Source organism: Leifsonia sp. Leaf336 (genome assembly GCF_001423695.1).
Taxonomy (GTDB): domain Bacteria; phylum Actinomycetota; class Actinomycetes; order Actinomycetales; family Microbacteriaceae; genus Leifsonia.
Genome location: NZ_LMOZ01000001.1, coordinates 671,299 through 696,001 on the forward strand (window position 1 = coordinate 671,299; position 24,703 = coordinate 696,001).

24 protein-coding genes are annotated in these 24,703 nt (G+C 70.0%); 17 read left to right on the top strand and 7 right to left on the bottom strand.

The window, feature by feature from the left end; all coding sequences use genetic code 11:
* Window positions 1-68 precede the first annotated feature (68 nt).
* Complete coding sequence (locus ASF88_RS03245; RefSeq protein WP_055914140.1) at window positions 69-1,124, top strand: Glu/Leu/Phe/Val dehydrogenase family protein; 1,056 nt, start codon at window positions 69-71, stop codon at window positions 1,122-1,124.
* Between the two features lie 99 nt (window positions 1,125-1,223).
* Window positions 1,224-2,426: a dimethylargininase gene (gene ddaH / locus ASF88_RS03250; RefSeq protein WP_055914143.1), complete on the top strand. Its 1,203-nt coding sequence runs from the start codon at window positions 1,224-1,226 to the stop codon at window positions 2,424-2,426.
* Window positions 2,427-2,435: 9 nt separating this feature from the next.
* Here ddaH and ASF88_RS03255 read toward each other — a convergent pair whose 3' ends face one another.
* Window positions 2,436-2,909 carry a hypothetical protein gene (locus ASF88_RS03255; RefSeq protein ID WP_055914146.1) on the bottom strand — a complete coding sequence of 158 codons (474 nt, stop codon included), beginning with the start codon at window positions 2,907-2,909 and terminating at the stop codon, window positions 2,436-2,438.
* A 417-nt stretch (window positions 2,910-3,326) separates the two neighbouring features.
* Between ASF88_RS03255 and ASF88_RS03260 the strand changes: the two genes are divergently transcribed.
* Both ASF88_RS03260 and ASF88_RS03265 read left to right on the top strand, forming a co-directional pair.
* The gene (locus ASF88_RS03260) at window positions 3,327-5,171 is read left to right on the top strand and encodes an ABC transporter ATP-binding protein (protein WP_055914149.1); all 1,845 of its coding nucleotides are present in this window, start codon (window positions 3,327-3,329) and stop codon (window positions 5,169-5,171) included.
* Window positions 5,168-6,982: an ABC transporter ATP-binding protein gene (locus ASF88_RS03265; protein ID WP_055914151.1), complete on the top strand. Its 1,815-nt coding sequence runs from the start codon at window positions 5,168-5,170 to the stop codon at window positions 6,980-6,982. The genes ASF88_RS03260 and ASF88_RS03265 overlap by 4 nt, the downstream gene beginning before the upstream one ends.
* Window positions 6,983-7,113: 131 nt before the next feature.
* Here ASF88_RS03265 and ASF88_RS03270 read toward each other — a convergent pair whose 3' ends face one another.
* Entirely contained in the window at window positions 7,114-8,109 is a 996-nt protein-coding gene (locus ASF88_RS03270) for a hypothetical protein (RefSeq protein ID WP_055914153.1), read from the bottom strand.
* A gap of 148 nt (window positions 8,110-8,257) precedes the next feature.
* On the opposite strand from ASF88_RS03270, the gene ASF88_RS03275 reads away from it, so the two are divergent.
* The 3 genes from ASF88_RS03275 to ASF88_RS03285 are packed head-to-tail and all read left to right on the top strand — an operon-like array spanning window position 8,258 to window position 11,103.
* The gene (locus ASF88_RS03275) at window positions 8,258-8,605 is read left to right on the top strand and encodes a response regulator (RefSeq protein WP_055916613.1); all 348 of its coding nucleotides are present in this window, start codon (window positions 8,258-8,260) and stop codon (window positions 8,603-8,605) included.
* 4 nt (window positions 8,606-8,609) lie between these two features.
* Window positions 8,610-9,308: a LuxR C-terminal-related transcriptional regulator gene (locus ASF88_RS03280; RefSeq protein WP_082518723.1), complete on the top strand. Its 699-nt coding sequence runs from the start codon at window positions 8,610-8,612 to the stop codon at window positions 9,306-9,308.
* Window positions 9,309-9,312: 4 nt separating this feature from the next.
* Window positions 9,313-11,103, top strand: coding sequence for an ATP-binding protein (locus ASF88_RS03285; RefSeq protein WP_082518724.1), 1,791 nt, complete (start codon window positions 9,313-9,315; stop codon window positions 11,101-11,103).
* A 12-nt stretch (window positions 11,104-11,115) separates the two neighbouring features.
* Here the strand turns inward: ASF88_RS03285 and ASF88_RS03290 are convergent, their stop codons facing one another.
* From ASF88_RS03290 to ASF88_RS03300, 3 genes are all read right to left on the bottom strand, one after another.
* On the bottom strand, window positions 11,116-11,544 hold the full coding sequence (locus tag ASF88_RS03290) for a hypothetical protein (RefSeq protein ID WP_055914154.1): 429 nt from the start codon (window positions 11,542-11,544) through the stop codon (window positions 11,116-11,118).
* A 97-nt stretch (window positions 11,545-11,641) separates the two neighbouring features.
* A complete protein-coding gene (locus tag ASF88_RS03295; protein WP_055914157.1) occupies window positions 11,642-11,977 on the bottom strand; it encodes an MGMT family protein in 336 nt (111 codons plus the stop codon).
* Window positions 11,961-12,413, bottom strand: coding sequence for a GNAT family N-acetyltransferase (locus ASF88_RS03300; RefSeq protein ID WP_055914159.1), 453 nt, complete (start codon window positions 12,411-12,413; stop codon window positions 11,961-11,963). Before ASF88_RS03300 ends, ASF88_RS03295 begins: the two co-directional genes overlap by 17 nt.
* Before the next feature lie 148 nt (window positions 12,414-12,561).
* Between ASF88_RS03300 and ASF88_RS03305 the strand changes: the two genes are divergently transcribed.
* On the top strand, window positions 12,562-13,776 hold the full coding sequence (locus ASF88_RS03305) for an NADP-dependent isocitrate dehydrogenase (protein ID WP_055914162.1): 1,215 nt from the start codon (window positions 12,562-12,564) through the stop codon (window positions 13,774-13,776).
* An 86-nt stretch (window positions 13,777-13,862) separates the two neighbouring features.
* Here the strand turns inward: ASF88_RS03305 and ASF88_RS03310 are convergent, their stop codons facing one another.
* Entirely contained in the window at window positions 13,863-14,804 is a 942-nt protein-coding gene (locus tag ASF88_RS03310; protein WP_055914164.1) for an aldo/keto reductase, read from the bottom strand.
* A gap of 84 nt (window positions 14,805-14,888) precedes the next feature.
* On the opposite strand from ASF88_RS03310, the gene ASF88_RS03315 reads away from it, so the two are divergent.
* Both ASF88_RS03315 and ASF88_RS03320 read left to right on the top strand, forming a co-directional pair.
* The gene (locus ASF88_RS03315; RefSeq protein ID WP_055914166.1) at window positions 14,889-15,473 is read left to right on the top strand and encodes a TetR/AcrR family transcriptional regulator; all 585 of its coding nucleotides are present in this window, start codon (window positions 14,889-14,891) and stop codon (window positions 15,471-15,473) included.
* 73 nt (window positions 15,474-15,546) lie between these two features.
* A complete protein-coding gene (locus tag ASF88_RS03320) occupies window positions 15,547-15,906 on the top strand; it encodes a nuclear transport factor 2 family protein (protein WP_055914169.1) in 360 nt (119 codons plus the stop codon).
* Window positions 15,907-15,913: 7 nt separating this feature from the next.
* Here ASF88_RS03320 and ASF88_RS03325 read toward each other — a convergent pair whose 3' ends face one another.
* A complete protein-coding gene (locus ASF88_RS03325) occupies window positions 15,914-16,702 on the bottom strand; it encodes an SDR family NAD(P)-dependent oxidoreductase (RefSeq protein ID WP_055914172.1) in 789 nt (262 codons plus the stop codon).
* A 67-nt stretch (window positions 16,703-16,769) separates the two neighbouring features.
* Between ASF88_RS03325 and ASF88_RS03330 the strand changes: the two genes are divergently transcribed.
* From ASF88_RS03330 to ASF88_RS03360, 7 genes are all read left to right on the top strand, one after another.
* Window positions 16,770-17,951 carry an ROK family transcriptional regulator gene (locus tag ASF88_RS03330; RefSeq protein ID WP_055914174.1) on the top strand — a complete coding sequence of 394 codons (1,182 nt, stop codon included), beginning with the start codon at window positions 16,770-16,772 and terminating at the stop codon, window positions 17,949-17,951.
* A gap of 98 nt (window positions 17,952-18,049) precedes the next feature.
* Window positions 18,050-19,399: an extracellular solute-binding protein gene (locus ASF88_RS03335; protein WP_055914177.1), complete on the top strand. Its 1,350-nt coding sequence runs from the start codon at window positions 18,050-18,052 to the stop codon at window positions 19,397-19,399.
* Window positions 19,400-19,532: 133 nt separating this feature from the next.
* Window positions 19,533-20,489 (top strand): carbohydrate ABC transporter permease, encoded by a 957-nt coding sequence (locus tag ASF88_RS03340; protein ID WP_055914181.1) that lies wholly within the window; start codon window positions 19,533-19,535, stop codon window positions 20,487-20,489.
* Window positions 20,486-21,355 (top strand): carbohydrate ABC transporter permease, encoded by an 870-nt coding sequence (locus tag ASF88_RS03345; protein WP_055914184.1) that lies wholly within the window; start codon window positions 20,486-20,488, stop codon window positions 21,353-21,355. The genes ASF88_RS03340 and ASF88_RS03345 overlap by 4 nt, the downstream gene beginning before the upstream one ends.
* A gap of 5 nt (window positions 21,356-21,360) precedes the next feature.
* Window positions 21,361-22,980, top strand: coding sequence for a glycoside hydrolase family 3 protein (locus tag ASF88_RS03350; RefSeq protein WP_082518726.1), 1,620 nt, complete (start codon window positions 21,361-21,363; stop codon window positions 22,978-22,980).
* The gene (locus ASF88_RS03355; protein WP_055914186.1) at window positions 22,977-23,879 is read left to right on the top strand and encodes an ROK family protein; all 903 of its coding nucleotides are present in this window, start codon (window positions 22,977-22,979) and stop codon (window positions 23,877-23,879) included. Before ASF88_RS03350 ends, ASF88_RS03355 begins: the two co-directional genes overlap by 4 nt.
* A complete protein-coding gene (locus ASF88_RS03360) occupies window positions 23,872-24,657 on the top strand; it encodes a glucosamine-6-phosphate deaminase (RefSeq protein ID WP_055914189.1) in 786 nt (261 codons plus the stop codon). The genes ASF88_RS03355 and ASF88_RS03360 overlap by 8 nt, the downstream gene beginning before the upstream one ends.
* The last annotated feature ends 46 nt before the right edge of the window (window positions 24,658-24,703 follow it).

A 24,703-nucleotide genomic window follows, 5' to 3' on the forward strand; every position in this document is an offset into this window, starting at 1 on the left:
GGTCGCGGAGAATAGACGACGGTCCACAAGACCCTCAGCATTCACCGCGATCCCACGAGGAGACACCGATGTCCGTCCTGCCCGCAGACCTTCCGCACGAAACACTGCACGTTGTGAAGGGGAGGCGGAGCGGCCTCACCATCAGCATCGCGGTGCACTCCACCGTCCTCGGCCCGGCGCTCGGCGGCTGCCGCGTGTGGAACTACGACTCGTGGCAGGAGGCCGTCGCCGACTCGCTCCGCCTGGCGGAGGGCATGACCTACAAGAACGCGGCGGCAGGCCTCAACCGCGGCGGCGGCAAGGCTGTCGTCTACCTGCCGCGGGGCCACCAGCTCACCCCGACCGAGCGCTACGAGGTCATGCTCGACCTGGGCGACGCGGTCGAGAGCCTCGGCGGCAGCTACATGACCGCGGAGGACGTCGGCACGAGCGCCGAGGACATGTCGGTCGTCGCCACCCGCACCGTCAACGTGTGCGGCCTCCCGCCGGCAGAAGGCGGCGTCGGCGAGCCGAGCGACGCGACCGCGGCAGGCGTCTACGCCGGGCTGCTCGCGACGCTGGAGCGCGCCACCGGAACCCGCGACGTCGCCGGCCGCCGGGTGACCGTGCTCGGCCTCGGGCACGTCGGCTCGATCATCGCCATGCGCCTCGCCAGCGAGGGCGCCGTACTCACTGTCACCGACGTCAACCCCGCCAAGCGGGCGCTCGCCGACGCGATCGGCGCCGCCTGGGTCGAGCCCGGCGACGCGCACCGTGTGGAGGGCGACCTGTTCGTGCCCGCGGGCGTCGGCGGCGTGCTCACCGACGCGGTCATCGACGAGCTGCGCGTGAAGGCGGTCGTCGGCCCGGCCAACAACCAGCTCGCCGAGCGGGCGGGCGCCGAGCGGCTCGCCGCCCGCGGCATCCTCTGGGCCCCCGACTTCGTCGTGAACGCCGGCGGTGTGATCTTCCTCTCGATGATGAACGAGCAGACTCCCTCCGCCGAGGCCACCCGCGAGCGCGTCGAGGCGATCGGCGACACCGTCGCCCGCGTCTTCGACGTCGCCGCCGAGCGCGGCATCACGACGCTGGAGGCCGCCGACGAGATCGCGATGGCCCGCCTCCGCGAACCCGCGCACGCCTGATCCGGCCAGGCGTCCCGCCGCGGGACCCCCGCGGGCGGCGGTGGGACGCCTGCCGGTGCCAGCATTCCCATAGGAACCGGTCGGATAGGCTTGGGTCCCATGACTTCCTCGTGGGCCCGTCGGCTCGTCGCCTCCCTCGTGTCCGCCGTCGCGGTGGCCGCCATCGGTCTCGTCGCGGCCGCGTTCGTTCTGCTGGTGGCCAACCAGCTCAACTCGCAGGCGCTCGGGAGCGTCGCCCAGTACGTCAGCTGGAACGCGCTCGCCGCCTTCGTCCTTGCGGCGATCGCCGCACTGCTGGGCGCGTACGAGCGCCGCTGGGTCGCCGTCATCGCCGGCATCCTCGTGGCCCTCGTGAGCACCGCGATCGGCATGCTCGTGCTGTTCTCGACGTTGAACGTCACGCTGACCGCGGCGGTGTGGGGTCAGCTCGCCCTGTCGTTCATCGGCGTCAACCTGCCGTTCTGGCTCGCCGTCGCCGTCGCCTTCCCGACGGCCGGTTTCGCCGTGTTCCGCACGATCGAGGCGCAGGGCGGCGCGACCGCCCGCAAGATCGCCCTCGTCCGCATCCCGGCCGCGAACCTGGCCGACGGCCTGGTGACCCACATCGACCGCGAGACCATCGACAACGAGCTGGCCGACAAGCAGTGGGACGACTACGTCGCCGCCCTCTCGGCCGCCGGCTGGCAGACGGTGGAGGTCGCCAGCGCCGACAAGCTCGCCGACTCCGTGTTCGTGGAGGACACCGCGATCGTCTTCGGCGACACCGCCGTCATCGCGCGCCCCGGTGCAGACTCCCGTCGCCCCGAGATCGTGGGCACCGAGGCCGCGCTGCGCGCCCAGGGCCTCCGGCTCGAGCGCATCGAGGAGCCGGGAACCCTCGACGGCGGCGACGTGCTCAAGGTCGGCGACACGGTCTACGTCGGCCGTGGCGGCCGCACCAACGCCGAGGGCATCCGCCAGCTGCGTTCGCTCGTGGCGCCGCTCGGCTACACCGTCGTCGCGGTGCCGGTCACCAAGGCCCTCCACCTGAAGACCGCGGTCACCGCGCTCCCCGACGGCACCGTGATCGGCTACGAGCCCATCGTGGACGACCCGCGGATCTTCGAGCGCTTCCTGCCCGTCCCGGAGGCCCACGGCACCGCCGTCGTCGTGCTCGACGACGAGACCGTGCTGATGTCGTCGTCGGCGCCCGGCTCCGTGGCGCTGGTGGAGGACCTCGGCTACACGGTCGTACAGGTCGACATCTCGGAGTTCGAGAAGCTCGAGGGCTGCGTCACCTGCCTCTCGATCCGCATCCGCTGACGAGGCGGGTCAGTCGCCTGACGTGTCGTCGGTGCACGGGATGCTGCCGGCCAGCTCCGCCCGTTTCGTAGCGCCCCCGCCGAAGACGTCGACGTAGTCCCCGGTCGTCCCGTCGAAGTGGACGCTGCCGCCTTCGAGCCGGAATCGTTGCATGGAGAAGAACGAGCCACCGTCTCCGGTGCTGATGTTGGTGCTGAAGACCCCGTTGCGGAGGTCCGCGACGATCTGCGCCGGCGCCTGCGAGGTCGGTTGGTTCCGCACGACGATGCGGTGGTCCGCCCGCACGACGCAGGTCGCGTGATGCAGGTAGACCTGGACGGTCCGCGAACCGTCTCCCTGCACCCGGAGCTCGAGGGCGGTATGCGACAGCGACCGGGCGGCGTTCCACGCAGCACCCACGCTCACGTAGATGCCGACGACCAGCGAGACGAAGACGGCGAACGCCCCGATCACCGACCAGAACGGTAGCGAGCGCCAGACCATCCCAGCAGCCTAGCGGGCGCCCCCGATCGCGACGAGCGACACGGATCGCAGAACTCGCTCTTGCGCTCTGAGCGATGCTGGGAATATTCTGTAGGGCTGCCTTGTCGCAGCATTCGGATGACGCATCGGGCCTGGGAGGACGCCATGACAACGACTGAGAAGACACGAACCGTGACCGTGTTCGGGCTCATCGCTGCCGCGATCGCGTCCCCGGAGCCGGCCCCCGCCTGGTAGGTCCCAGGCAGGTACGCGCTTCCGGCTGACCGTCGCCGGCACACCACCCGGGCATCCGTGGCTCGGGTTCGTCGCGCCCCAGGCGAACGACTCTTCGGCGACCTCTCAGCACGTCTCACCGGGTCGGAGCCGACCCATCTACGAAATCGAATTCACGCAACGCATACAGAGAAGACGGAACTCATGTCCATCGCTGAAACCCATCAGCACCCACCCCAAAGAGAAGACAAGAAGCGGCTCGGGACCTTCCGCACGCTTCTCCGAATCCTCCCGTTCGCCAAGTCGGCGGCGCCCCGGATCCTGCTCGGCATGGTCGCCGCACTGCTGGCGAGCCTGGTCGCGCTGCTCATCCCGCAGGTGCTGCGCTGGCTGGTCGACGGACCGCTGTCCACCGGCGACGCCTCCGCGGTGTGGCCGGCCGCGCTGCTCGTCGTGGGGCTCGGCGCTGCGGAGGCCGTGTTCATCTCGCTCCGCCGCTGGTTCGTGCTCACTCCGGGCACCCACGTCGAGGCGCGGATGCGCAACGCGCTCTACGAGAAGCTGCAGGACCTCCCTGTCGCGTTCCACGACCGCTGGCCGAGCGGCCAGCTTCTCTCGCGCGCCGTCAGCGACCTCAGCCTGATCCGCCGCTGGCTCTCGTTCGGCATCGTACTGCTCGTCGTCAACGTCGTGACCATCATCGTCGGTTTCGCCATCCTGATCGGCTGGAACTGGATCCTCGGCCTGATCTTCCTCGTGCTGTCGGTGCCGCTGTGGATCTATGGGTTCGCGTTCGAGAAGAAGTACTCGGTCGTCGCCCGCCGCAGCCAGGACCAGGCCGGCGACCTCGCGACCGCCGTCGAGGAGTCGGTGCACGGCATCCGCGTGCTCAAGGCGTTCGGGCGCGGCAAGCACGCGCTGAAGAAGTTCGAGTCGCAGGCGGAGGAGCTGCGCGGCACCGAGATCGAGAAGGCGAAGGCGGTCGCCGGTCTCTGGCTGTGGCTGCTGCTGATCCCGGACGTCGCGTTCGGCATCTGCCTGGTGGTCGGCGTATGGCTGGCCGCGCAGGGCCAGCTGTCGGTCGGCGAGCTGGTCGCGTTCTTCGCGACCGCCACCGTGCTGCGGTTCCCGATCGAGTCGATCGGCTTCCTGCTCTCGATGACGTTCGACACGCGCACTGCGGCCGACCGCTTCTTCGAGGTCATGGACGAGACCAATGCGATCACCGACCCTGCCGAGCCGAAGCGGATCACCGATCCCCGCGGCGAGCTCGTCTTCGACGACGTGCACTTCCGCTACCAGGACTCGCCGGAGCGCTTCCCCGACCTCCTGAACGGCATCGACCTCACGGTGCTGCCGGGGGAGACGATGGCGCTCGTGGGCCTCACCGGCAGCGGCAAGTCCACGCTGACCGCGCTGACCACACGCCTGTACGACGTGACGGGAGGCTCGGTCCGCGTCGACGGCGTCGACGTGCGCGACCTGACCAGGTACGACCTCCGCAGGGCCATCGCGATGGCGTTCGAGGACGCCACGCTGTTCTCCGCCTCGGTGCGCGACAACGTGCTCCTCGGCCGCGACGGGCTCGACCCCGCATCGGCGGAGGCCGACCGCGTCCTCACCGAGGCGCTCGAGATCGCCCAGGCCGGCTTCACGTACGAGCTGCCGGACGGCCTCGACACGAAGGTGGGCGAGGAGGGGCTCAGCCTCTCCGGCGGACAGCGTCAGCGTCTCGCCCTCGCGCGCGCGGTGGCGGCGGCGCCGAGCATCCTGGTGCTCGACGACCCGCTGTCGGCGCTCGACGTCGACACCGAGGCGCTGGTGGAGGCCGCCCTGCGCCGCGTGCTCGCCTCCACGACCGCTCTGGTCGTCGCGCACCGTCCGTCGACGGTCATGCTCGCCGACCGGGTGGCGCTGCTGGAGGACGGCCGCATCACGGCCGTCGGCACCCACCACGACCTGCTCGCGACCAACGAGCACTACCGTTTCGTCCTCTCCTCGCTCGAAGAGGAACAGGACGAGGAGTTCCTTCAGGAGGTGAACCTGTGAGCACCGCGACCGTACTGGGCGTCGAGGGCGAAGAGCGCAACGACCTCAGCAAAGAGGAGAGCCGGCAGATCCGCCGGCGCTCGCTGCGTCTTCTCGGCTCGTTGCTGCACCCGTTGCGCGTGCGGCTGGTGCTGACCGCGATCGTCGTCGTGGTCAGCACCGCCGGTCAGGTGGCGGGCCCGGCGATCATCGCGTTCGGCATCGACAACGGGATCACGGCTCTGCAGTCGCAGAACTGGCTTCCCGTCGCAGCCGCCGGTATCGCCTACCTGTTCACGGGCATCATCGGGGCCGTGCTCATCTCGTGGTACACGGTGCTGAGCGCCCGCATCAGCCAGGCGATCCTGATCGACCTGCGCAAGCGGGTCTTCCTGCACACGCAGAAGCTCTCGCTCGAGTTCCACGAGTCGTACACATCGGGCCGCATCATCTCGCGGCAGACGAGCGATCTGGACTCGATCCGCGAGCTGCTCGACTCCGGCATCAACCAGCTGGTGCAGGGCTTCCTGTACATGCTGTTCATCGCCATCGCGCTGTTCTGGCTCGATTGGCTGAGCGGTGTCGTGCTGCTGTGCTCGCTGGTGCCTCTGTACGTGCTCACGCGCTGGTTCCAGAAGCGCTCGCAGAAGCTGTTCCGCATCTCGCGGGTGGCGTCGGCGAAGCTGATCGTGCAGTTCGTGGAGACCATGACCGGCATCCGCGCGGTCAAGGCGTTCCGCAAGGAGAAGCGCAACGAGAAGGAGTTCGGCGGCCTCGTCGAGGACTACCGCGACGTCAACGCGCGGGTCATCCAGCTGTTCGGGATCTTCGACCCCGGTCTGGTGATGATCGGCAACGTGACCGTGGGAGTGGTGCTGCTGGTCGGCGGCTTCCGCGTCGCAGACGGCCAGCTCGCCATCGGTGTGCTGCTCGCCGCGCTGCTCTACACCCGCCGGTTCTTCGACCCGATGGAGGAGATGGCGATGTTCTACAACTCCTACCAGTCGGCCGCGGCCGCGCTCGAGAAGATCTCGGGTGTGCTGGAGGAGGAGCCGAGCGTTCCCGACCCCGTGAAGCCGGTCGACCTGTGGACGGCGGAGGGCCACGTGCGCTTCGACGACGTGACCTTCGCCTACAAGCGCGACCGCGTCATCCTGCCGGAGTTCTGCCTGGACATCCCGGCGGGGCAGACGATCGCGCTGGTCGGCTCGACCGGTGCGGGCAAGTCGACGCTGGCGAAGCTGATCTCGCGGTTCTACGACCCGAGCGAAGGCTCCGTCACGCTCGACGACGTGGATCTGCGCGACATGCACCCGAAGGACCTGCGCCGGGCGATCGTCATGGTCACCCAGGAGGCGTACCTGTTCAGTGGGTCCGTCGCCGACAACATCGCGCTCGGCAAGCCGGACGCGACGAGGGACGAGGTGGTGGAGGCCGCGAAGGCGGTCGGCGCCCACGAGTTCATCACCGGTCTGCCGAACGGCTACGACACCGATGTGAACAAGCGCGGCGGCCGGGTGTCGGCCGGTCAGCGTCAGCTGATCTCGTTCGCCCGGGCCTTCCTCGCGAACCCGGCGGTGCTCATCCTGGACGAGGCGACCAGCTCGCTCGACATCCCGAGCGAGCGCCTGGTGCAGGAGGCGCTGCAGACGCTGCTGGCCGATCGCACCGCGGTGATCATCGCGCACCGTCTTTCGACGGTCGCGATCGCGGACCGGGTGCTCGTCATGGAGCACGGCCGGGTCGTCGAAGACGGCTCGCCGGATCAGCTGATAGCCGGCACCGGCCGGTTCGCACAGCTCCACGCCGCCTGGCGCGACTCGCTCGTGTAACGAGCGTCGCGTGGTACCGACAGGCCCCGGGCCCTCCCTTCGGGGAGAGGATCCGGGGCCTGTCGCCGTGGACGGGACGGGCCAGGGGTTGGGTTGGGTTGAGTTGTCGGCCCGTCCGGCCAGGTCTGTGGTCAGGTGCGCGCGGCTCTGCGCAGCACCCGATGCTCGGAGGAGCCTCTGTTGCGCAGCAGCGGCAGGCGCCTCAGGAGCGAGGAGTTCTGGTCGTCGAGCACGACGACCTCCGCACCTGCGTCGATGCAGGCACTCGCGACCGCCGGGTCCACGTCGCTCCGCACGTCGCCCGCGAGTATTGTCAGGCAGCCGGTCGTGACGGCACGACCGGCCGAGGCGGTCACGACGATCCTCGACGTCGCCGGCGCGATGATGCCGCGGATGGCGCGCGCGAGCTCTGCCCGCTCCGACGCGCGGCCGTCGGCGCGGCCCGGGAAACCGTCGCCCAGATCGAGCAGGCGCAGCCGCTGACCGGTGGCGGCCTCCACATCGGCCGCGACGCCGATCGCACGGACGATCTCGCTCACGTACTCCGCCGGACTGCTGTCCTGCGGCAGGGTCAGGGAGAGACCGGCGACGTGCACGCCGAGGCCTCTCGCGGCACGAGCGGCGGCGACGATCCCGGCGGGCGTCATGCCCCGGGCGGCGCGATGTGCGGGCCGCGGGGCCAGTGCGGGCTGAAGCTTGAGGACGACCCGCAGGTCGTCGGGCGCGCCGGCGAACACCTCCAGGGCTCGCGTCCCGTCGATGACGAAGCGCCGCACACCCGCGTCGTAGGCCGCGCGGGCCTCGTGCGGGTGCGCGACCGGGGTGGCGTGGAGGACGTGGTGGCCGGCGCTGCCCGCGAGCAGCAGCGCGGGCAGCGCTTGGTCGTGCGTCACCTCGAAGCCGCCGTCGGCGTCGGCGATCGCTGCCAGCAGGGCGGGGTGAGCGAGCGCGCTCACGTCGTAGTGCACATCGACCCATGGGAAGTCCTCCCGCAGCGCGCGATACTGGCGGCGCGCCCGCTCGAGGTCGATGACCACCAGCGGGAGGTCGTGGACGCCCACCGCGACCGCCTCGGAGGCCATGACGGCTGCTCCGTTCGGGTCGGCGGTTCGGGTTGCGGTGGGCATCGCATCCTCCTCGGGTTCGGGTGCACTGGTGAGGTTGTCTCATATGTTCGCGCGGGCCGGTCATGTCCCACATCCGGGGGACCACCCGAATGGCCGTGCGTGCTGGCACGGATGCGCTCCACCCCCTCCTCCGGTGAGAATCGTCAGCATGTGCCTCCGTGTTGTGATCGTCGACGACCACGCGCGGTTCCGTGCTCAGGCTGCCGAGCTCCTCACGCTGGAGCGCTTCTCCGTCGTCGGTGACGCCGAGACCGGCGCCCGCGGCGTCGAGTTGAGCCGTGCCCTCGCGCCCGATCTGGTGCTGCTGGACGTCGGGCTGCCCGACGCCAACGGGTTCGATCTGGTCGCGGCGATGCGTGCGACGGGGGCCGCCGTGGTGCTGACCTCCAGTCGGTCGTCGCGCGACTACGGCACCCGCGTGAGCGACAGCGGGGCGGACGGTTTCATCAGCAAGGCAGAACTGAGCGGTGAGGCGATTCGCAGCCTGCTAATGTAAGCCCGTGGTCGGGGGAGAGAACTCGGATTCCCGCCCGCTCCGGGTTGCGATCGCCGATGACGCCGTGCTGCTGCGTGAGGGGATCGGGCAGCTCCTGCGCGCGGGTGGGGTGGATGTCGTCGCGTCGGTGGACACGGCGGAGCAGCTGCTGGAGCTCCTCGACGACGGCACAGGCGTCGGCGGTGCCCCGATCGACGCCGTCGTGCTCGACATCCGGATGCCTCCGACGCACACCGACGAGGGCCTCCGCGCCCTGGAGTCGCTGCGTGCCGCCGGCTCCACGGTGGGCGTGCTGCTGCTCTCGATGTACACCACCGCCTCGTTCGCCATCCGGGCCATGAGCGCGGGGAGCGGCACGGGCTACCTTCTCAAAGACCGCGTCGCCGACGGGGACACGCTCGTCAACGCCGTGCGCACCGTGGCCGGCGGTGGATCCGTGGTCGACCCGGAGGTCGTCCAGCTCCTCGTCTCCGCCCGGTCGTCCGAGGCCGCGGTGGAGTCGCTGTCCAGCCGGGAGATCGACGTGCTGCGGCTCATGGCGGAGGGGCTCTCCAACGCCGGGATCGCCTCGACGCTGCACCTCAGCCTGCGCACCGTCGAATCGCACATCGGGCACATCATGAACAAGCTCGACATCGAGGACACGACGGAAGGCCACCGGCGCGTGCTCGCCGTCCTGCGCTTCCTCGGCCGGGACGGCTGAGGACGTGAACGCCGCCCGACTCTCGCTGCGGGCGTTCGCCGTCACGGTGACGATCGCGTCGAACGTGCTCGCCCAGGTCGTCACCGCGATCACCGACGACTACGGCCCGCGGCCGCAGGGCATCGGCTGGGCCGTCGTGTTCGTCGCGGTCGCCGTCGACTACGTGGTCTGCGCAGTGATCGCGTGGAGAGCGATCCGCAGCCCGATCCCGGGCTGGCTGATGGTCGGCGCCGCGTTCTTCTGGTCGGCGGGCGCCTGGTATCCGGTCACCCGCGACATCGCCTGGCTGTGGCCGCTGGTGGAGGGCGTCACCGATCTGTGGGCGGTGCTGGTCGGCATCCTCGTCCTCACCTATCCGTCCGGTCGCCTGACCTCTCGGTTCGACCGCATCGTCGCGTGGACCCTGACCGGCGCCTTCCTGGTCCGCTTCCTCGGCATCCTGCTGGTCTCGTCGCCGACCACGGCCGAGTGCGGGTGCGTGGCGAACCCGTACGCGCTCGTCGCGAGCCCGGACGCGGACTACTGGCTCGGCGTCGCTTGGCGCGTCGTCGGCGTCGTGCTCCTGCTGACCGTCGCCGTCCGGCTCGCGGTGCGCTGGATGACCAGCACGCTCCCCGCCCGCCGCGTCGCTTTCGTGATGCCGCTTGCGCTGCTGCTCTGGTGCTACGGCACGTTCCAGGACTCACTGAGCTTCGCGCTGGGCTGGAACAGCGGCTGGCTCCAGTTCATCCCCCCTGTCGCCATCGCGCTCATCCCGCCGGCCTTCGTGGGCGGCGTGTTCTACGCGCGCGGGCTGCGTTCACGTGTCGCGGACCTCGTCATCGTGGCGCGCGACAAGGTCGATCGCGGGCTGTGGGAGTCGAGTCTCGCCCGCACCCTGCACGACAGTTCGCTGCGCGTCTTCTGGTGGGACGAACATCGCCGCGGCTACCGCACCAGCCGGGGCGACGCGGTGGCGGACGGCGAGAGCATCGACCGTCCTGGCCGGTCCACGCTCGTCATCGACTCCGACCAGGGCCCGATCGCGCTCATCGAGCACGACGTGGCCCTCGCCCAGGACGACCGGCTGCTCGACGCCGTCTCGTCCGCCCTGCTGCTGTCGGTCGACAACGACCGGCTGCGCGCCCGCCTCGAGCAGACCATCCAGGAGCTGCGGGAGTCGCGGCTGCGGATCGTGGAGGAGGGCTACCTGGCGCGCCGACGGCTGGAGCGCGACCTCCACGACGGCTCGCAGCAGCAGTTGGTGTCGCTCGCGATCAGCCTGCGGATCGCGACCTCCAAGGCCGCCGCGGCCGGCGAGCACGAGCTGGTCGGCGACCTCGAGGGCGCCTCGACTCAGCTCGCCGATGCGCTGCGCGAACTGCGGGAGCTCGCCCGCGGGATCCACCCGACCGTGCTGACCGACGGCGATCTGCGCTCTGCGCTGGAGGAGCTGGCCCAGCGCACCAGGACCGCCGTCGAGGTGCACGTCGAGCTGGCCGAGCGGCTGCCGAACGTGGTGGAGGAAACGATCTACTACTGCGTCTCCGAGTGCCTGGCGAACGCGGCCAAGCACGCCGAGGCGCGCAACTGCGCGGTGCTGGTCACGCGCGTGGGCGACGAGGTCACGGTGACGGTCAAGGACGACGGACGCGGCGGTGCGCGCGTGGAGCCCGGAGGCGGGCTCGAGGGGCTGCGCGACCGGGTGGAGACCGTGGGCGGTCACGTCGACGTACGGTCGGTCATCGGACTCGGCACCATCGTGGAGCTGGTGCTGCCGGCGAACGCGGTGGAGGGCGGCCGGCCGGCGGCCTGAAGGCCGGCGCCGTTATGCCTTGGCGGGCCGCACCGCGTATACCTGCTGCCCGATCGTGAAGGCGCTCCAGCCTCCCGGGCACGAGTAGGACGCGTTGGCGGGGACGCCGGAGATCGGCCACCAGCTGTCCTGGATGGTCGGCTTGGGCGGTGCGACCGTCGTCAGCTTGCAGACGTCGGGCCGGAGCAGGGCGGTGGAGGTGTACGTCAAGATCGCCTCGCCCGACTGCGAGTCGTAGTCGACGCGGATCACCTTCGCGTCGTCGGGGACGAACGACGTCGTTCCGATCGTCGTGCTCTTCGACGCCTTGAGGTCTTTGGCCGTGTCGTAGATCGCCGGCTCGACGTGCGGAGTGAACGCGGCCACGACCGAGCACCCGGAGAGGGCGGCGACGAGGGGGACGGCGGCGACGGCGAGGCCGAGTCGACGGGTACGGGGCACGGACGCTCCTGGCAGGAATGATGGACAGACCCATTCAGTCAACACCATCAACCTGAGCGCCGCATCGACCGGGAGGATGATGTCGCGATCGGGCGGATCAGCCGGCGTCGTGGCGCGCGACCGCCAGATTCACCCGATAGGGCCGCTCGCCTCCCCCGAGAAGCGGTGTGCCCTCCGCGCGGTAGTGCTGCAGGGCGATGTGCTCGTGGTTGGCCGGGGGATGGCCGCCGGCCCGCACGACCCGCCACCACGGCACTTCGGCGCCGTAGTAGGCCATGACCTGGCCGACCATCCGCGACGCGCGGGAGCCGAGAGTCGCCGCGACGTCGCCGTAGGTCATCACGCGTCCCGGTGGGATGCTCTCCACGACGGCCAGGACCCTCGAGGCGAAGTCGGCACCCGTCGCCGAGGTGTCGTCAGAGCTGGAGGGCACCGACCGTCTCGCCGTACTGCGTCTCGCCGACGGGCTGGAACCCGGTGCGGAGGAAGAACTGCTCGGGGCCGAGCTCGCCCGACTCCCAGATCACATAGAGGCGCTCGACGCCGCGCTCGCGCGCCTCGTCGGCCAGCGCCCGCACGGCGAACGTGCCGATGCCGCGGCCCTGGTCGTCGGCGTCCACGTTGATCCGCCAGAGGATCGCCTTGAACTCCTCGTGCTCCGCATGCGGGTTGAAGTCGCCCATGATGAAGCCGACGACCTCGTCGCCGTCGAGCACGACGCGCTGCCAGGAAGTCGTGGGGTCGGCGACGGCAGCCGCGGCCGAGTACGACACGGGAGCGATGAACTGCTCCTGACCAGGCTTCAGCGAAAGCGCGTTCGCCGCCACGACGGTCTTCGCGCTCAACTCTTCCAGTCTCAACTCAGCCATGACGAAAGGGTAACGTGCGCGGAGCGGCCCCGCATAGTCGGCGCGACCGCTGACCGATTGCTGGCAAAAGTGTCTCGATGTCAAGATAGTTGTCCGCCTCCGGTAAGCTGTCTCCGGCTGAAACACGGCACAGACCTCAGGAGAACCAGTGGACAAGATCAAGGTTGATGGAACGGTCGTCGAGCTCGACGGCGACGAGATGACGCGGATCATCTGGAAGGCGATCAAGGAGTCGCTCATCCACCCGTACCTCGATGTGAACCTCGAGTACTACGACCTCGGCATCCAGAAGCGCGACGAGACCGACGACCAGATCACGATCGACGCCGCGCACGCCATCCAGAAGCACGGCGTCGGCGTCAAGTGCGCCACCATCACCCCCGACGAGGCCCGCGTCGAGGAGTTCGGCCTCAAGAAGATGTGGAAGAGCCCGAACGGCACCATCCGCAACATCCTCGGCGGCGTCGTGTTCCGCGAGCCGATCATCATCTCGAACATCCCGCGGCTGGTCCCGGGCTGGAACAAGCCGATCGTCATCGGCCGTCATGCCTTCGGCGACCAGTACCGCGCCACCGACTTCACCTTCGACGGCCCCGGCACGCTGACCATGAGCTTCCAGCCCGCCGACGGCGGCGAGGCCCAGTCGTTCGAGATCTACCAGGCTCCGGGCGCCGGCGTCGCGATGGGCATGTACAACCAGGACGCGTCCATCCGCGACTTCGCCCGCGCGTCGTTCAACTACGGCCTCGACCGTCAGTACCCGGTCTACCTGTCGACCAAGAACACCATCCTCAAGGCCTACGACGGCCGGTTCAAGGACCTCTTCCAGGAGGTCTTCGACACCGAGTACAAAGAGAAGTTCGACGCCGCGGGCCTCACCTACGAGCACCGCCTGATCGACGACATGGTCGCCTCCAGCCTCAAGTGGGAGGGCGGCTACGTCTGGGCGTGCAAGAACTACGACGGCGACGTGCAGTCCGACACCGTGGCGCAGGGCTTCGGGTCGCTCGGCCTGATGACCTCCGTGCTCACCACCCCGGACGGCAGCGTCGTGGAGGCCGAGGCCGCTCACGGCACCGTGACCCGCCACTACCGCCAGCACCAGCAGGGCAAGCCGACCTCCACCAACCCGATCGCCTCGATCTTCGCCTGGACGCGCGGCCTCGCGCACCGCGGCAAGCTCGACGGCAACCAGGACCTCATCGACTTCACCCACACCCTCGAAGACGTCGTGGTGAAGACGGTCGAGGAGGGCAAGATGACCAAGGACCTCGCCCTCCTGGTCGGCCCGGAGCAGAAGTTCCTCACCACCGAGGAGTTCCTCGACGCGATCAGCGAGAACCTCAAGACGCGTCTGGCGTAAGCCTCTCGCTCAGCGTTCGTGCCGAATGCCGGCTCCGGTTCGTCCGGGGTGGCATTCGGCACGAGCTGTTTAATGCGCCGAGCCGGTCAGCCGCGCCGGGCCCGGAACGCCGCGAGGTCGACCTCCCGGGTGGGGATGGCGTCGAGGCGCGCGGCCGTCTGCGGGTCGATCGCGACGGAACCCACCGCCAGGTTAGCTTCCAGATGCTCGGCGTTCGCCGTGCCGGGGATGAGCAGGACGTTCGGCGCGTGCTGCAGCAGCCAGGCGAGGCCGATCTGCGACGGGGTCGCGCCGAGGGCCTCCGCCGCCGCGATCACGGCGGGCTCGTCGGTCACCTTGGGGAGGCCGGCGAAGCCGCTGCCGAGCGGAAAGTACGGCACCCAGGCGACGCCCTCCTCACGGCAGAGCGCGAGCATGTCCTCGTCGTCGCGCGCGACCAGGCTGTAGGCGTTCTGCACGCACGCGATTCCTGCAGGGAGGGCGCGACGGAGGCCGTCGATGGTCACGCTGCTGAGTCCGATCGCCCCGATCAGGCCCTCGTGGCGCAGCGTCACCATGGTGGCGAGCTGGTCGTCGAGCCCCACGACCTGGTCGCCCTCCGCGCGGATCCCGAGCCCGGCGTCCATGCGCCGCAGGTTGACCACCGGGATGCTCTCGAGGCCGAGTGAGCGGAGGTTGTCCTCCACGGATGCGCGGAGCTGCTCGGGACGTTGCGCGGGCCGCAGGCCGCGGCCACCGTGGCCGACTTCGGCGCCGACTTTGCTCACGACCTGCACGGCGTCGTCGGCGCCGGCGAGCGCCTCGCCGAGCACGTGGTTGACGTATCCGCCGCCGTAGAACTCGGCCGTGTCGACGTGGTCGACGCCGAGCTCGATCGCGCGCCGCACCAGGGCGATCGCCGCGGCGCGGTCGTCGCGGAGTCGCTCCAGCTGCATCGCGCCGATGCCGATCCGGGCGACCTCGCGCCCGGCGAGCCTGCCGACGCCGCCCGGTCGCGGCCGGCGGAGAGTCGTCGTGTCATCGGTCATGGTGGTGTCCTCCCGTGTCAGAATGGACGAAGCGGAGGGGCCTCCGCTATCGCCACGATACACCTTTCCGGAGGAGCCTCCGTTTTGAGTTCGCCGAACACCCGGCCGCTGCGCGCCGACGCCCAGCGCAACCGCGACCATCTGCTCACGATCGCGCGTGCGGCCTTCGCCGCCGACGGCGACGAGGTGACCCTCGACCGCATCGCCAAAGACGCCGGGGTGGGCATCGGCACGCTCTACCGGCACTTCCCGACCAGGGACGCCCTGGTGGAGGCCGTCTACGCGGCCGAGCTCGACGCCGTCGTCGCCGACGCCGAGCCGCTCCTCGCCGAGCTGCCCGGCGACGAGGCGTTGCGCGAGTGGATGAACCACTACGCCCGCTTCACCGCGACGAAGCGCGGCATGCTCGGCACGCTGCGCGCCGGCTGGGCCTCCGGGCGGATCGCCACGCCCTCCACCCGCGAGCGCATCGTCGCGGTGATCGGCTCGCTGCTGGTGGCAGGCGCGGCCGACGGCACCCTGCGCTCCGACGTGCGCGCGGACGACGTCGTCTCGATGCTGCTCGGCGTCTTCGTGTCGGCCGGCGGCGCCGGCGACTCCGCCGACGAGGCGCAGACCGGCCGGCTCCTCGACCTCCTCATCGACGGGCTGCGGCCCCGCACCGGCTGACGCGGGAAGACCGCGGCGTCCGATCGCGTTGTGACGGGCATCGGACGACCGGCCACCGGAAGGAACCACTCGCATGAGCAGCATCCAGGAACTCCTCGACGCGAACCTCCACCGCGTCTTCGGCGAGCGGGACGCCGCCGCACGGCGGGCCGCGATCGACGAGGTGTACACGGAGGACATCCTCTTCACCGACCCGGAAGGCAGCGCCACCGGTCGGGAGGCTCTGGCCGCGAAGGCCGACGTGCTGCTGCGCGACCTTCCAGAGGCCTTCGCCTTCAGCGAGGACGGCCCGCGCTACGAGGGCGCCGACTCGGGAGCGCTCGCGTGGGCGCTCGGACCGGCCGGGTCGCCGGTGGCCCGCGGGATCGACGTGATCGTCGTCCGCGACGGCCGGATCGCCGAGCTGCGCACGCTGGTCGTACCGACGGCCTGAGACGGCGCTACCGCGCCGTCCAGCCCCCGTCGATCGCGAGCGTCTGCCCCGTGATGAGCGAGGCGGCGGGGGAGGCCAGGAAGGCCACGGCGCCGGACACCTCGGCCGGGACGCCGATGCGGTGGAGGGCGGCGATGCGCTCGATCGTGTCGGCGCGGAAGTCGTCGTCGGCCAGCGCCTCCGAGGTGCCGTCCGTGGCGATGAAGGTCGGGGCGACCGCGTTCACCCGGATCCCGTAGCCTCCCCACTCGACGGCCAGGCAGCGGGTGAGGTGCACGACGCCGGCCTTGGCGGTGCAGTACGACGACTCGAGCGGGAGGGCGACGAGCCCGGCCTGCGAGGCGATGTTGACGATCGATCCGCCTCCGTTCGCGCGCATGACCTTCGCGACGTGCTGCGACAGGAAGAACGTCGAGCGCGTGTTCAGCTGCCAGACGTGGTCGAAGTCGTCCTCGGTGACCACCAGCGCCGGCGCATTGATGCCGCCGCCGGCGTTGTTGACCAGGATGTCGATCGGCCCGAGCTCGGCGACGACCTCGTCGATGGCGATGCGGCACGCGGCGAGGTCGAGCACGTCGAAGCGGATCGCGCGCGCCGTCACCCCGAAGGCGCTCAATTCGGCGACGAGCTCGTCGGAGCCGTCGGGGTCGCGCACGCCGAGAACGACGTCGGCTCCCTGGCCGGCGAGCTCGAGGGCGATCTCGCGGCCGAGTCCGCGGCTGGCGGCGGTCACGAGGGCGCGCGAGCCGGTGAGGGCGAACGGGGTGCGGGCGGGGGCGGAGGATGCGACGGTCACGTGGAGGAGTGTAACGAGTTCGTTTCGGCGCTTGCGTTTCTTTTGTTCGTAAGCTTTACTAACAAACATGACCACGATGGATGTGCGGGGAGGCAACGGCGGGCTCGGCCCCGGCCGAGCACTCCGGCCGCGCGCCAAGGTCCTCCCGGAGCACGCGCGCAGCCACAACCGCTCGCTCGTCCTCCAGACGCTGTACCGGTCGGGACAGCTCAGCCGCGCGGACATCGCACGCGAGACCGGACTCACCCGGGTCACGGTATCCGATCTGGTCGCGGAACTCCTGAGTGAAAGCCTGGTCATCGAGCTCGGTCAGCGCGAGTCCGCGCGCCCCGGCAAGCCCGCGGTGCTCCTCGACATCAACCGCACGGCGCACCAGATCGTCGGCGTCGACCTGAGCGACCACGACCGCTTCCGCGGCGCTGTGATGGACCTCGACGGCGAGCTCCTGCACTCGGCCGAGGTTCCGCTGGAGGACGCCGACGGCCGCGTCGCGACCGGCGAGGAGGCCCACGCGAAGGTCGTCGAGCTGGTCCGCCACCTCGTCGAGAGCGCGACAGCGCCCATCCTCGGCATCGGCGTCGGCTCCCCGGGCGTCGTCGACCTCACCGGCACCATCCTCACCGCCCCGAACCTGGGCTGGACGGCCGTGCCGCTGCAGCACGACCTCCACCTGCTCACCGGACTGCCGGTCGTCGTCGCCAACGACGCCAACGCCGCCGTCCTCGCCGAGCACAGCTACGGCGGCGCCACGGGCGACATGATGCTCATCCGCGTCGGCCACGGCATCGGAGCCGGGCTGATCATCGCCGGCGCGCTCGTCTACGGCAGCCACTTCGCCGCCGGCGAGATCGGCCAGGTCATGGTCGGCACCGACCTCGGCCTCGACGCCACCTACAGTCGCGACCAGGTGCTCGAGCACTGGCTGAGCGTCCCCCAGCTGCGCCGCGGCATCCTCGCGGCCGAGGCGGAGGGCGCCGACGCGACGCCGCTGCTCCGCGAGGCGGGCAGCCGGCTCGGCATCGCGCTCGCCCCGGTCGTGGGCGCCCTCAATCTGTCGGAACTCGTGCTCAGCGGGCCGACCGACCTTCTCGATGGCCCTCTCGCCGAGGCGACTATCCACACGCTCCGGAACCGGACGATGGCGGAGAACCACGCCGACCTCGCGGTCCGGATGACCACGCAGGGGCAGGACATCGTCCTGCGCGGCGCGGCCGTACTCGTCCTCTCCGGACAACTCGGGGTCTCGTAACACAGCACCGCGCGATCCACGACCCCTGCACCGACGGTGTGAAGCACCCGCCCACACTGACCACCCAAGAAAGCCCGAACACTATGAAGGGAACAGCAATGAAGAGAAAGCTCGTCGGCCTCGCCGCTGTGGCTACGGCTTCCGCTCTCGTGCTCGCCGGATGCGCCTCAGGAGGAGGCCAGGCTCCGAGCACCGACGGCAAGGGAAAGACGGTCACCCTGTGGCTCGTCGGATCCGACACCCCTGACGCGCTCCGCAACTACCTGAAGACGGAGTTCAACAAGGAGACGGGTGCGACGCTCAAGATCGAGCAGCAGGACTGGGGAGACATCGTCACCAAGCTGACCACGTCGCTCCCCGACGCGAACAACACCCCCGACGTGACGGAGATGGGCAACACCCAGTCCCCGACGTTCACGAACGTGGGCGCGTTCCTCGACATCTCCGACATGTACAAGGACCTGGGCGGCGACAAGCTGCTGAAGTCCTTCGTCGATGCGGGCAAGGTCGACGGCAAGAACTACACGCTGCCGTACTACTTCGGTTCGCGCTACATGTTCTACCGCAAGGACGTCTACAGCGCGGCCGGCGCCTCCGTGCCGACCACTCTGGACCAGTTCAACAGCACCGTCGCCGACATCACGGCCAAGAACCCGAAGGGGATCCCGAACTTCTCCGGCTTCTTCCTCGGCGGCCAGGACTGGCGCGACGGCATCTCCTGGATCTTCGCGAACGGCGGTGACATCGCCAAGAAGGAAGGCTCCAAGTGGGTCGCCACGCTCGACTCGGCGAACTCGCTGAAGGGTCTCCAGCAGCTGCAGGACATCTACAAGAACGCGTCCAAGGCCCCGAACGACGCCAAGGACTCGAACCAGTACATCTACCTGAACGACACCGACCAGACGGTGGACGCCAACGGCAACAAGACGGGTGACACCTCGCTCGCCGCCGCCACCATCATGGCTCCGGGCTGGGCGCACTGGTCGATCGGCGACCTTTCCACCAAGGACGGCAAGGCGGTCCGCACCTGGAACGACAGCACCTTCGGCACCTACGTGCTGCCGGGCAACGACGGCAAGCCCGCTCCGGTCTTCGCCGGCGGCTCCAACATCGGCATCTCGGCCAAGTCCAAGAACCCGGGTCTGGCCAAGACGCTGCTGAAGATCATCTTCAGCAAGGAGTACCAGGAGATGCTCGGCAAGAACGGCCTCGGCCCGGCGAACTCGGACTACATGTCCTCGCTCGGTGACGACCAGTTCGCGAAGGCGCTCATCGAGTCGGCCTCCAACTCGAAGCTGACCCCGGCCGCTCCGGGCTGGGCCTCCGTCGAGGCGGCGAACGTGATGGAGGAGTTCTTCTCCAAGATCCGCGACTCGTCCGACCTGAAGGGCCTCGCCCAGCAGTACGACACCAAGATCAACGCTCTTCTCAACGTGAAGAACGGCTGATCGGCTCCACCTAGCACCAACCGGCAGGCGAGGGCGCGGAAGCAGCACCACCCTTCCGCGCCCTCGCCCCTGCCTCCAGACTCTTCCCATACCGCACCCGGATTTTCCCCACACCACCGGAAGGAGGACCGCCGTGACCACCACCAGCGAAACCGTGACCGCCTCGCCGACCGCGAGCGCGCCGAAGCCGAACGCTCCCCGCAAGCGCAGAGGCCGGCTCACGCCCTACACCCTGCTGCTGCCGGCCATCCTCATCCTGCTGCTCGCGCTCGGTTACCCGATCGTCTGGCAGCTCGTCACGTCGATGCAGCACTTCGGGCTCGCCCAGCAGTTCGGCCGGCCCGCGCCGTTCGTCTGGTTCGACAACTACGTCACCCTCTTCTCCGACTCGTACATGTGGGTCGTCGTCGCGCGCTCGATCGTCTTCTGCCTGACCACCGCCGCCGTGACGGTCGTGATCGGAGTCGGTCTCGCCCTGCTGATGACCGGCATCTCGCGCTTCCCCCGCATCTTCCTGCAGATCACGCTGCTTCTCGCCTGGGCGATGCCGGTCGTGGCCGCCATGACCGTCTGGAACTGGCTGTTCGACTGGCGCCGTGGCGTGATCAACAACGTGCTGACCTCGTGGGGCCTGGACTTCCAGAACCACAACTGGCTGCAGAACCCGCTCTCGTTCTTCTTCGTCGCCGGCGTCATCGTGACCTGGATGAGCGTGCCGTTCGTGGCCTTCTCCGTCTACGCCGGTCTCACACAGGTCTCCGCGGAGGTGCTGGAGGCCGCGCAGATGGACGGCGCGAAGGGCTTCCAGCGGCTGCGCTACATCATCCTGCCGATGATCCGGCCGGTGCTCGGGATCGTGCTGCTGCTCCAGATCATCTGGGACCTGCGCGTCTTCACCCAGATCAAGCTGCTGCAGGACAAGGGCTCCATCGCCAGCGAGACCAACCTGCTCGGCACATACATCTACCAGCTCGGCGTCGGCTCGAGCGACTTCGCGATGGCCAGCGCCGTCTCGGTCTTCGTGCTCGTCCTGACGATCGCCCTGAGCTGGTTCTACGTCCGCCACCTGCTCAAGGAGGACCAGTCGTGACCACCGTCGCCGCCGACCGCAAGCTCAAGCAGAAGGTCCGCCCCGGCCGCATCCTCCTCGGAGTGCTCGCCGTGGTGCTCGGGCTGATCTGGGTCTTCCCCGTCTACTGGATGATCAACTCCTCGCTGCTTCCGAACGTCGTGCTGCAGAGCTCGACGCCCACCTGGCTGCCGTTCGGCGGCTCGTTCGACAACTTCACCGCCGTCGTCCAGGGCGGGACGTTCTTCCCGGCGCTCGGGATGAGCCTCGTCATCGCCCTCGTCACGGTCGTGTTCTGCCTGGCGTTCGCCTTCCTGGCCGCGCTCGCGATCAGCCGGTTCAAGTTCCGCGGGCGCACGTCATTCGTCCTCGCCGTGCTGCTCATCCAGATGCTCCCGGCCGAGGGCCTGTTCATCGCGCAGTACAAGCTGATGGGATCGCTCGGCCTCCTGAACACCGTCGTCGGCGTCAGCATCATCTACATCGCCGCCGTCGTGCCCTTCACCATCTGGATGCTGCGCGGCTTCGTCGCAGGCATCCCCGCCGACCTCGAGGAGGCCGCGATGGTGGACGGGCTGAGCCGCACGCAGGCCTTCCTGCGCATCACATTCCCGCTGCTGGCCCCCGGCCTGGTCGCCTCGGGCGTCTACGCCTTCCTCCAGGCGTGGAACGAGTKCACCGTGGCCCTGGTCATCCTGCAGGACAACAGCAGCCAGACCCTCCCGCTGTGGCTGCGCGGCTTCATCCAGCAGTCCGCGTCGCGCGCGACCGACTGGGGACAGGTGATGGCGGCCTCCACCCTGGTGGCCGTGCCGGTCATCATCTTCTTCCTCATCGTCCAGGGACGCATGACCAGCGGGCTCGTCAGCGGGGCGGTCAAGGGGTGAGCGGGATGTCGGTCACCCGGCCCGATCCGACCACCACGGCCGACGCGATCGAGACTCCCCACCCGACCGACACCGCCCTCCGCCGCCGCATCGCGGCGACCCTCCTGCCCGGCTTCGTGGGCACCACCCTGCCGGGGTGGCTGGAGGAGCGGCTGCGGAACGGTCTCGGCGGGGTGTGCCTCTTCGGTCAGAACGTCGAATCGGTCGCGCAGCTGCGCGCGCTGACGGACGCGATCTACGCCGCCAACCCCGACGCGATCGTCGCGATCGACGAGGAGGGCGGCGACGTCACCCGCCTCTACTACGAGAGCGGGTCGCCGTTCCCGGGCAACGCGGTCCTCGGGCGCCTCGGCGACGCCGCGTACACCGAGGCCGTCGCGCGCCGCGTGGGCGAAGAACTGCACGCCGTCGGGGTGAACCTCGACCTCGCCCCGGACGTCGACATCAACTCCAACGCCGACAACCCCGTCATCGGGGTGCGCAGCTTCGGCTCGGCGCCCGAGGTGGTCGCCGAGCAGGGCGCCGCGTGGACGCGCGGTCTGCAGTCCGCCGGCGTCGCCGTCTGCGCCAAGCACTTCCCCGGCCACGGCGACACCGCCCAGGACTCCCACCTCGAGCTCCCGGAGGTCGACCTCACCGCCGATCAGCTCCGCGAGCGCGAGCTGCTGCCGTTCCGTGCGGTCGTGGAGGCCGGGGCACGCACGGTGATGACCTCCCACATCCTCCTCCCGCGCATCGACGGCGACCTCCCCGCCACGTTCAGCCGGGTCGTGGTGGAAGGCATGCTGCGCGGTGAGCTCGGCTTCACGGGCGTGGTCGTGACCGACGCGCTCGATATGCACGGTGCGAGCGGTGAACGCGGCATCCCGGAGGCGGCTGTCCTGGCGCTCATCGCCGGCTGCGACCTCCTGTGCATCGGCACCGAGAACACCGACGCCCAGCTCGCCGGGATCGAGGACGCCGTCGCCGCGGCGATCGCTGCGGGACGACTCGCGCAGAGCCGCGTCGAGGAGGCCGGGGCCCGTGTCCTCGCGCTCGCGGAGGGCGTGCGCTCCGACGCCGCCGCCCATACCCTGTCGCCGTCATCCGCCGGCGTTCGCGGCCGGGCGGCCGACATCGACGAGCCCGACGTGCGCCGTGCGCTCGAGGCCTTCGACGTCTCGGATCACGCCACCGCGTGGCTGCACGACCATCACGGCCGCTATTCGATCGTGCGCATCGACACCGTCGCCAACATCGCCATCGGCCAGGCGCCGTGGGGGCCGTTCGCGGACGTCGCCGCGGCAGCCGGCACCCGGGAGGCCGGCGCGGATCGGGCGACCTCCCGCTTCGCCGCCAACCCGCTGGTGGTCTTCACCGAGGGCGACCACCCCGACCTGGTGCTCGCGGCCTCCTCGCCCGTGCTCGTCGTCGGCAAGGACAACCATCGCCACGCCTTCGCCCGTGCGGCGATCGACCGGCTGCGCGCCGAGCGCGACAGCGTGCTCGTGGTCGACATGGGCTGGCCGAGCGACGACCGCGCCTACGCGGACATCGCGACGTTCGGCGCCTCCCGGCTGATCGGCCGCGCGCTCATCGAGCTCCTCGACCGCGACCCGGCGGCGCACGCGGGGGAGGCCCCGTGAGACTCGGCATCGACATCGGCGGCACGAAGACCGACGCGGTCGCCGTCGACGACGGCGGAGCGCTCGCGCAGCGCGTCCGCCTCGCCACGGGGTTCGGGCACGCGGCGGTCGTCGAGACCGCGGTCACGGCCGTCGCCCGCATCGGCGAGCTGACCGGGCTCGCGGCCGGCGGCTTCTCCTCGATCGGCATCGGCATCCCCGGAACAGTCGACCGCGATTCCGGGCAGGTCGCCCATGCCGTCAACCTCGGCGTGGAGAGCCTCGCCCTCGGCGGCGAGCTGGCCGGGAGGCTCGGCGTCGGCGTGCGCGTCGAGAACGACGTGAAGGCGGCGGCGCTCGGCGCGTTCCACCTGCTCGGGCTGGACGGGTCGATGGCCTACCTCAACCTCGGCACCGGGATGGCAGCCGGCATCGTCGTGGACGGCCGCCTCTGGCGCGGCGCCACCGGCGTCGCGGGCGAGATCGGTCACCTCCCCGTCGACCCGGCTGGCGCGCTCTGCCGGTGCGGCCAGCGCGGCTGCCTGGAGACGATGGCGAGCGGGTCCGGGATCGCCCGGCAGTGGCCGACGGACGACCCGCTTCCCGCACGCGCGCTCTTCGCCGCCGCCGCCGACGGCGACCGCGAGGCCCGCGTGATCGCCGCTAGGCTTGCTGAGGGCATCGCCGCAGCGGTGCGGGTCCTCGTGCTGACCGTCGACGTCGACACCGTCGTGATCGGTGGCGGCCTCCGTCATCTCGGGGACCGGCTGCTGAGCGACGTCCACGAGGTGCTCGACGGGTGGGCGCGGACGTCCCCGTTCCTCGCGTCGCTCGCGCTGTCCCGGCGGGTGCGCCTCGTCCCCGAAGGAACGCCCGTCGCCGCGCTCGGAGCGGCACTCGTAGGAGGAACAGATGGCTGAAGTCGTCGTCGTCGCAGACAAGGACGCCGCGGGCGAGCTCGCGGCCGAGTCGATCCACCGGCTGATCGCCGCCAAGCCAGACGCCGTGCTCGGCCTCGCCACCGGATCGACCCCGCTCCCGGTGTACCGGGCGCTGGCCCGGCGGATCTCCGAGAGCGGCCTCGACGTCTCCCACGTGCGCGGCTACGCGCTCGACGAGTACGTCGGCCTGCCGGCAGGGCACCCCGAGTCGTACCGCGCCGTCATCACGCGGGAGGTCGTCGAACCGCTCGGGCTCACTCCGTCGCTCATCCACACCCCGAACGGCGCGCGCGAGACGATCGAGCACGCCGGCGCCGACTACGAGAAGGCGATCGCGGAGTCCGGCGGGGTCGACGTGCAGATCCTCGGAATCGGCACCGACGGCCACATCGGCTTCAACGAGCCCGGGTCGTCGTTCGCGTCGGTGACGCGCGTGAAGACGCTCACCGAGCAGACCCGCAAAGACAACGCGCGGTTCTTCGACAGCGAGGACGACGTGCCCATGCACTGCATCACGCAGGGGCTCTCGACCATCCTGAAGGCACGCCACCTGCTGCTGCTCGCGTTCGGCGAGGGCAAGGCGGAGGCGCTCGCCGGGGCCGTGGAGGGGCCCGTGTCGGCCTCCAACCCCGGCTCGGCCATCCAGCTGCACCCGCACGTCACCGTGCTGGTCGACGAGGCCGCGGCGTCCCGGCTCCGCAACATCGACTACTACCGCTACGCCTACGACCACAAGCCGGCCTGGCAGAAGCTGTAGCGCGTCGCGGACGGAGGAGATCCGGGCGGACACGCCCGGGAATCGC

Coding starts and splice junctions, on each gene's coding strand:
- ASF88_RS03245 (WP_055914140.1), top strand. CDS start 69: ATGTCCGTCCTGCCCGCAGACCTTCCGCACGAAACACTGCACGTTGTG.
- ddaH (WP_055914143.1), top strand. CDS start 1,224: ATGACTTCCTCGTGGGCCCGTCGGCTCGTCGCCTCCCTCGTGTCCGCC.
- ASF88_RS03255 (WP_055914146.1), bottom strand. CDS start 2,909: ATGGTCTGGCGCTCGCTACCGTTCTGGTCGGTGATCGGGGCGTTCGCC.
- ASF88_RS03260 (WP_055914149.1), top strand. CDS start 3,327: ATGTCCATCGCTGAAACCCATCAGCACCCACCCCAAAGAGAAGACAAG.
- ASF88_RS03270 (WP_055914153.1), bottom strand. CDS start 8,109: ATGCCCACCGCAACCCGAACCGCCGACCCGAACGGAGCAGCCGTCATG.
- ASF88_RS03275 (WP_055916613.1), top strand. CDS start 8,258: ATGTGCCTCCGTGTTGTGATCGTCGACGACCACGCGCGGTTCCGTGCT.
- ASF88_RS03300 (WP_055914159.1), bottom strand. CDS start 12,413: ATGGCTGAGTTGAGACTGGAAGAGTTGAGCGCGAAGACCGTCGTGGCG.
- ASF88_RS03310 (WP_055914164.1), bottom strand. CDS start 14,804: ATGACCGATGACACGACGACTCTCCGCCGGCCGCGACCGGGCGGCGTC.
- ASF88_RS03320 (WP_055914169.1), top strand. CDS start 15,547: ATGAGCAGCATCCAGGAACTCCTCGACGCGAACCTCCACCGCGTCTTC.
- ASF88_RS03330 (WP_055914174.1), top strand. CDS start 16,770: ATGACCACGATGGATGTGCGGGGAGGCAACGGCGGGCTCGGCCCCGGC.
- ASF88_RS03335 (WP_055914177.1), top strand. CDS start 18,050: ATGAAGAGAAAGCTCGTCGGCCTCGCCGCTGTGGCTACGGCTTCCGCT.
- ASF88_RS03350 (WP_082518726.1), top strand. CDS start 21,361: ATGTCGGTCACCCGGCCCGATCCGACCACCACGGCCGACGCGATCGAG.
- ASF88_RS03360 (WP_055914189.1), top strand. CDS start 23,872: ATGGCTGAAGTCGTCGTCGTCGCAGACAAGGACGCCGCGGGCGAGCTC.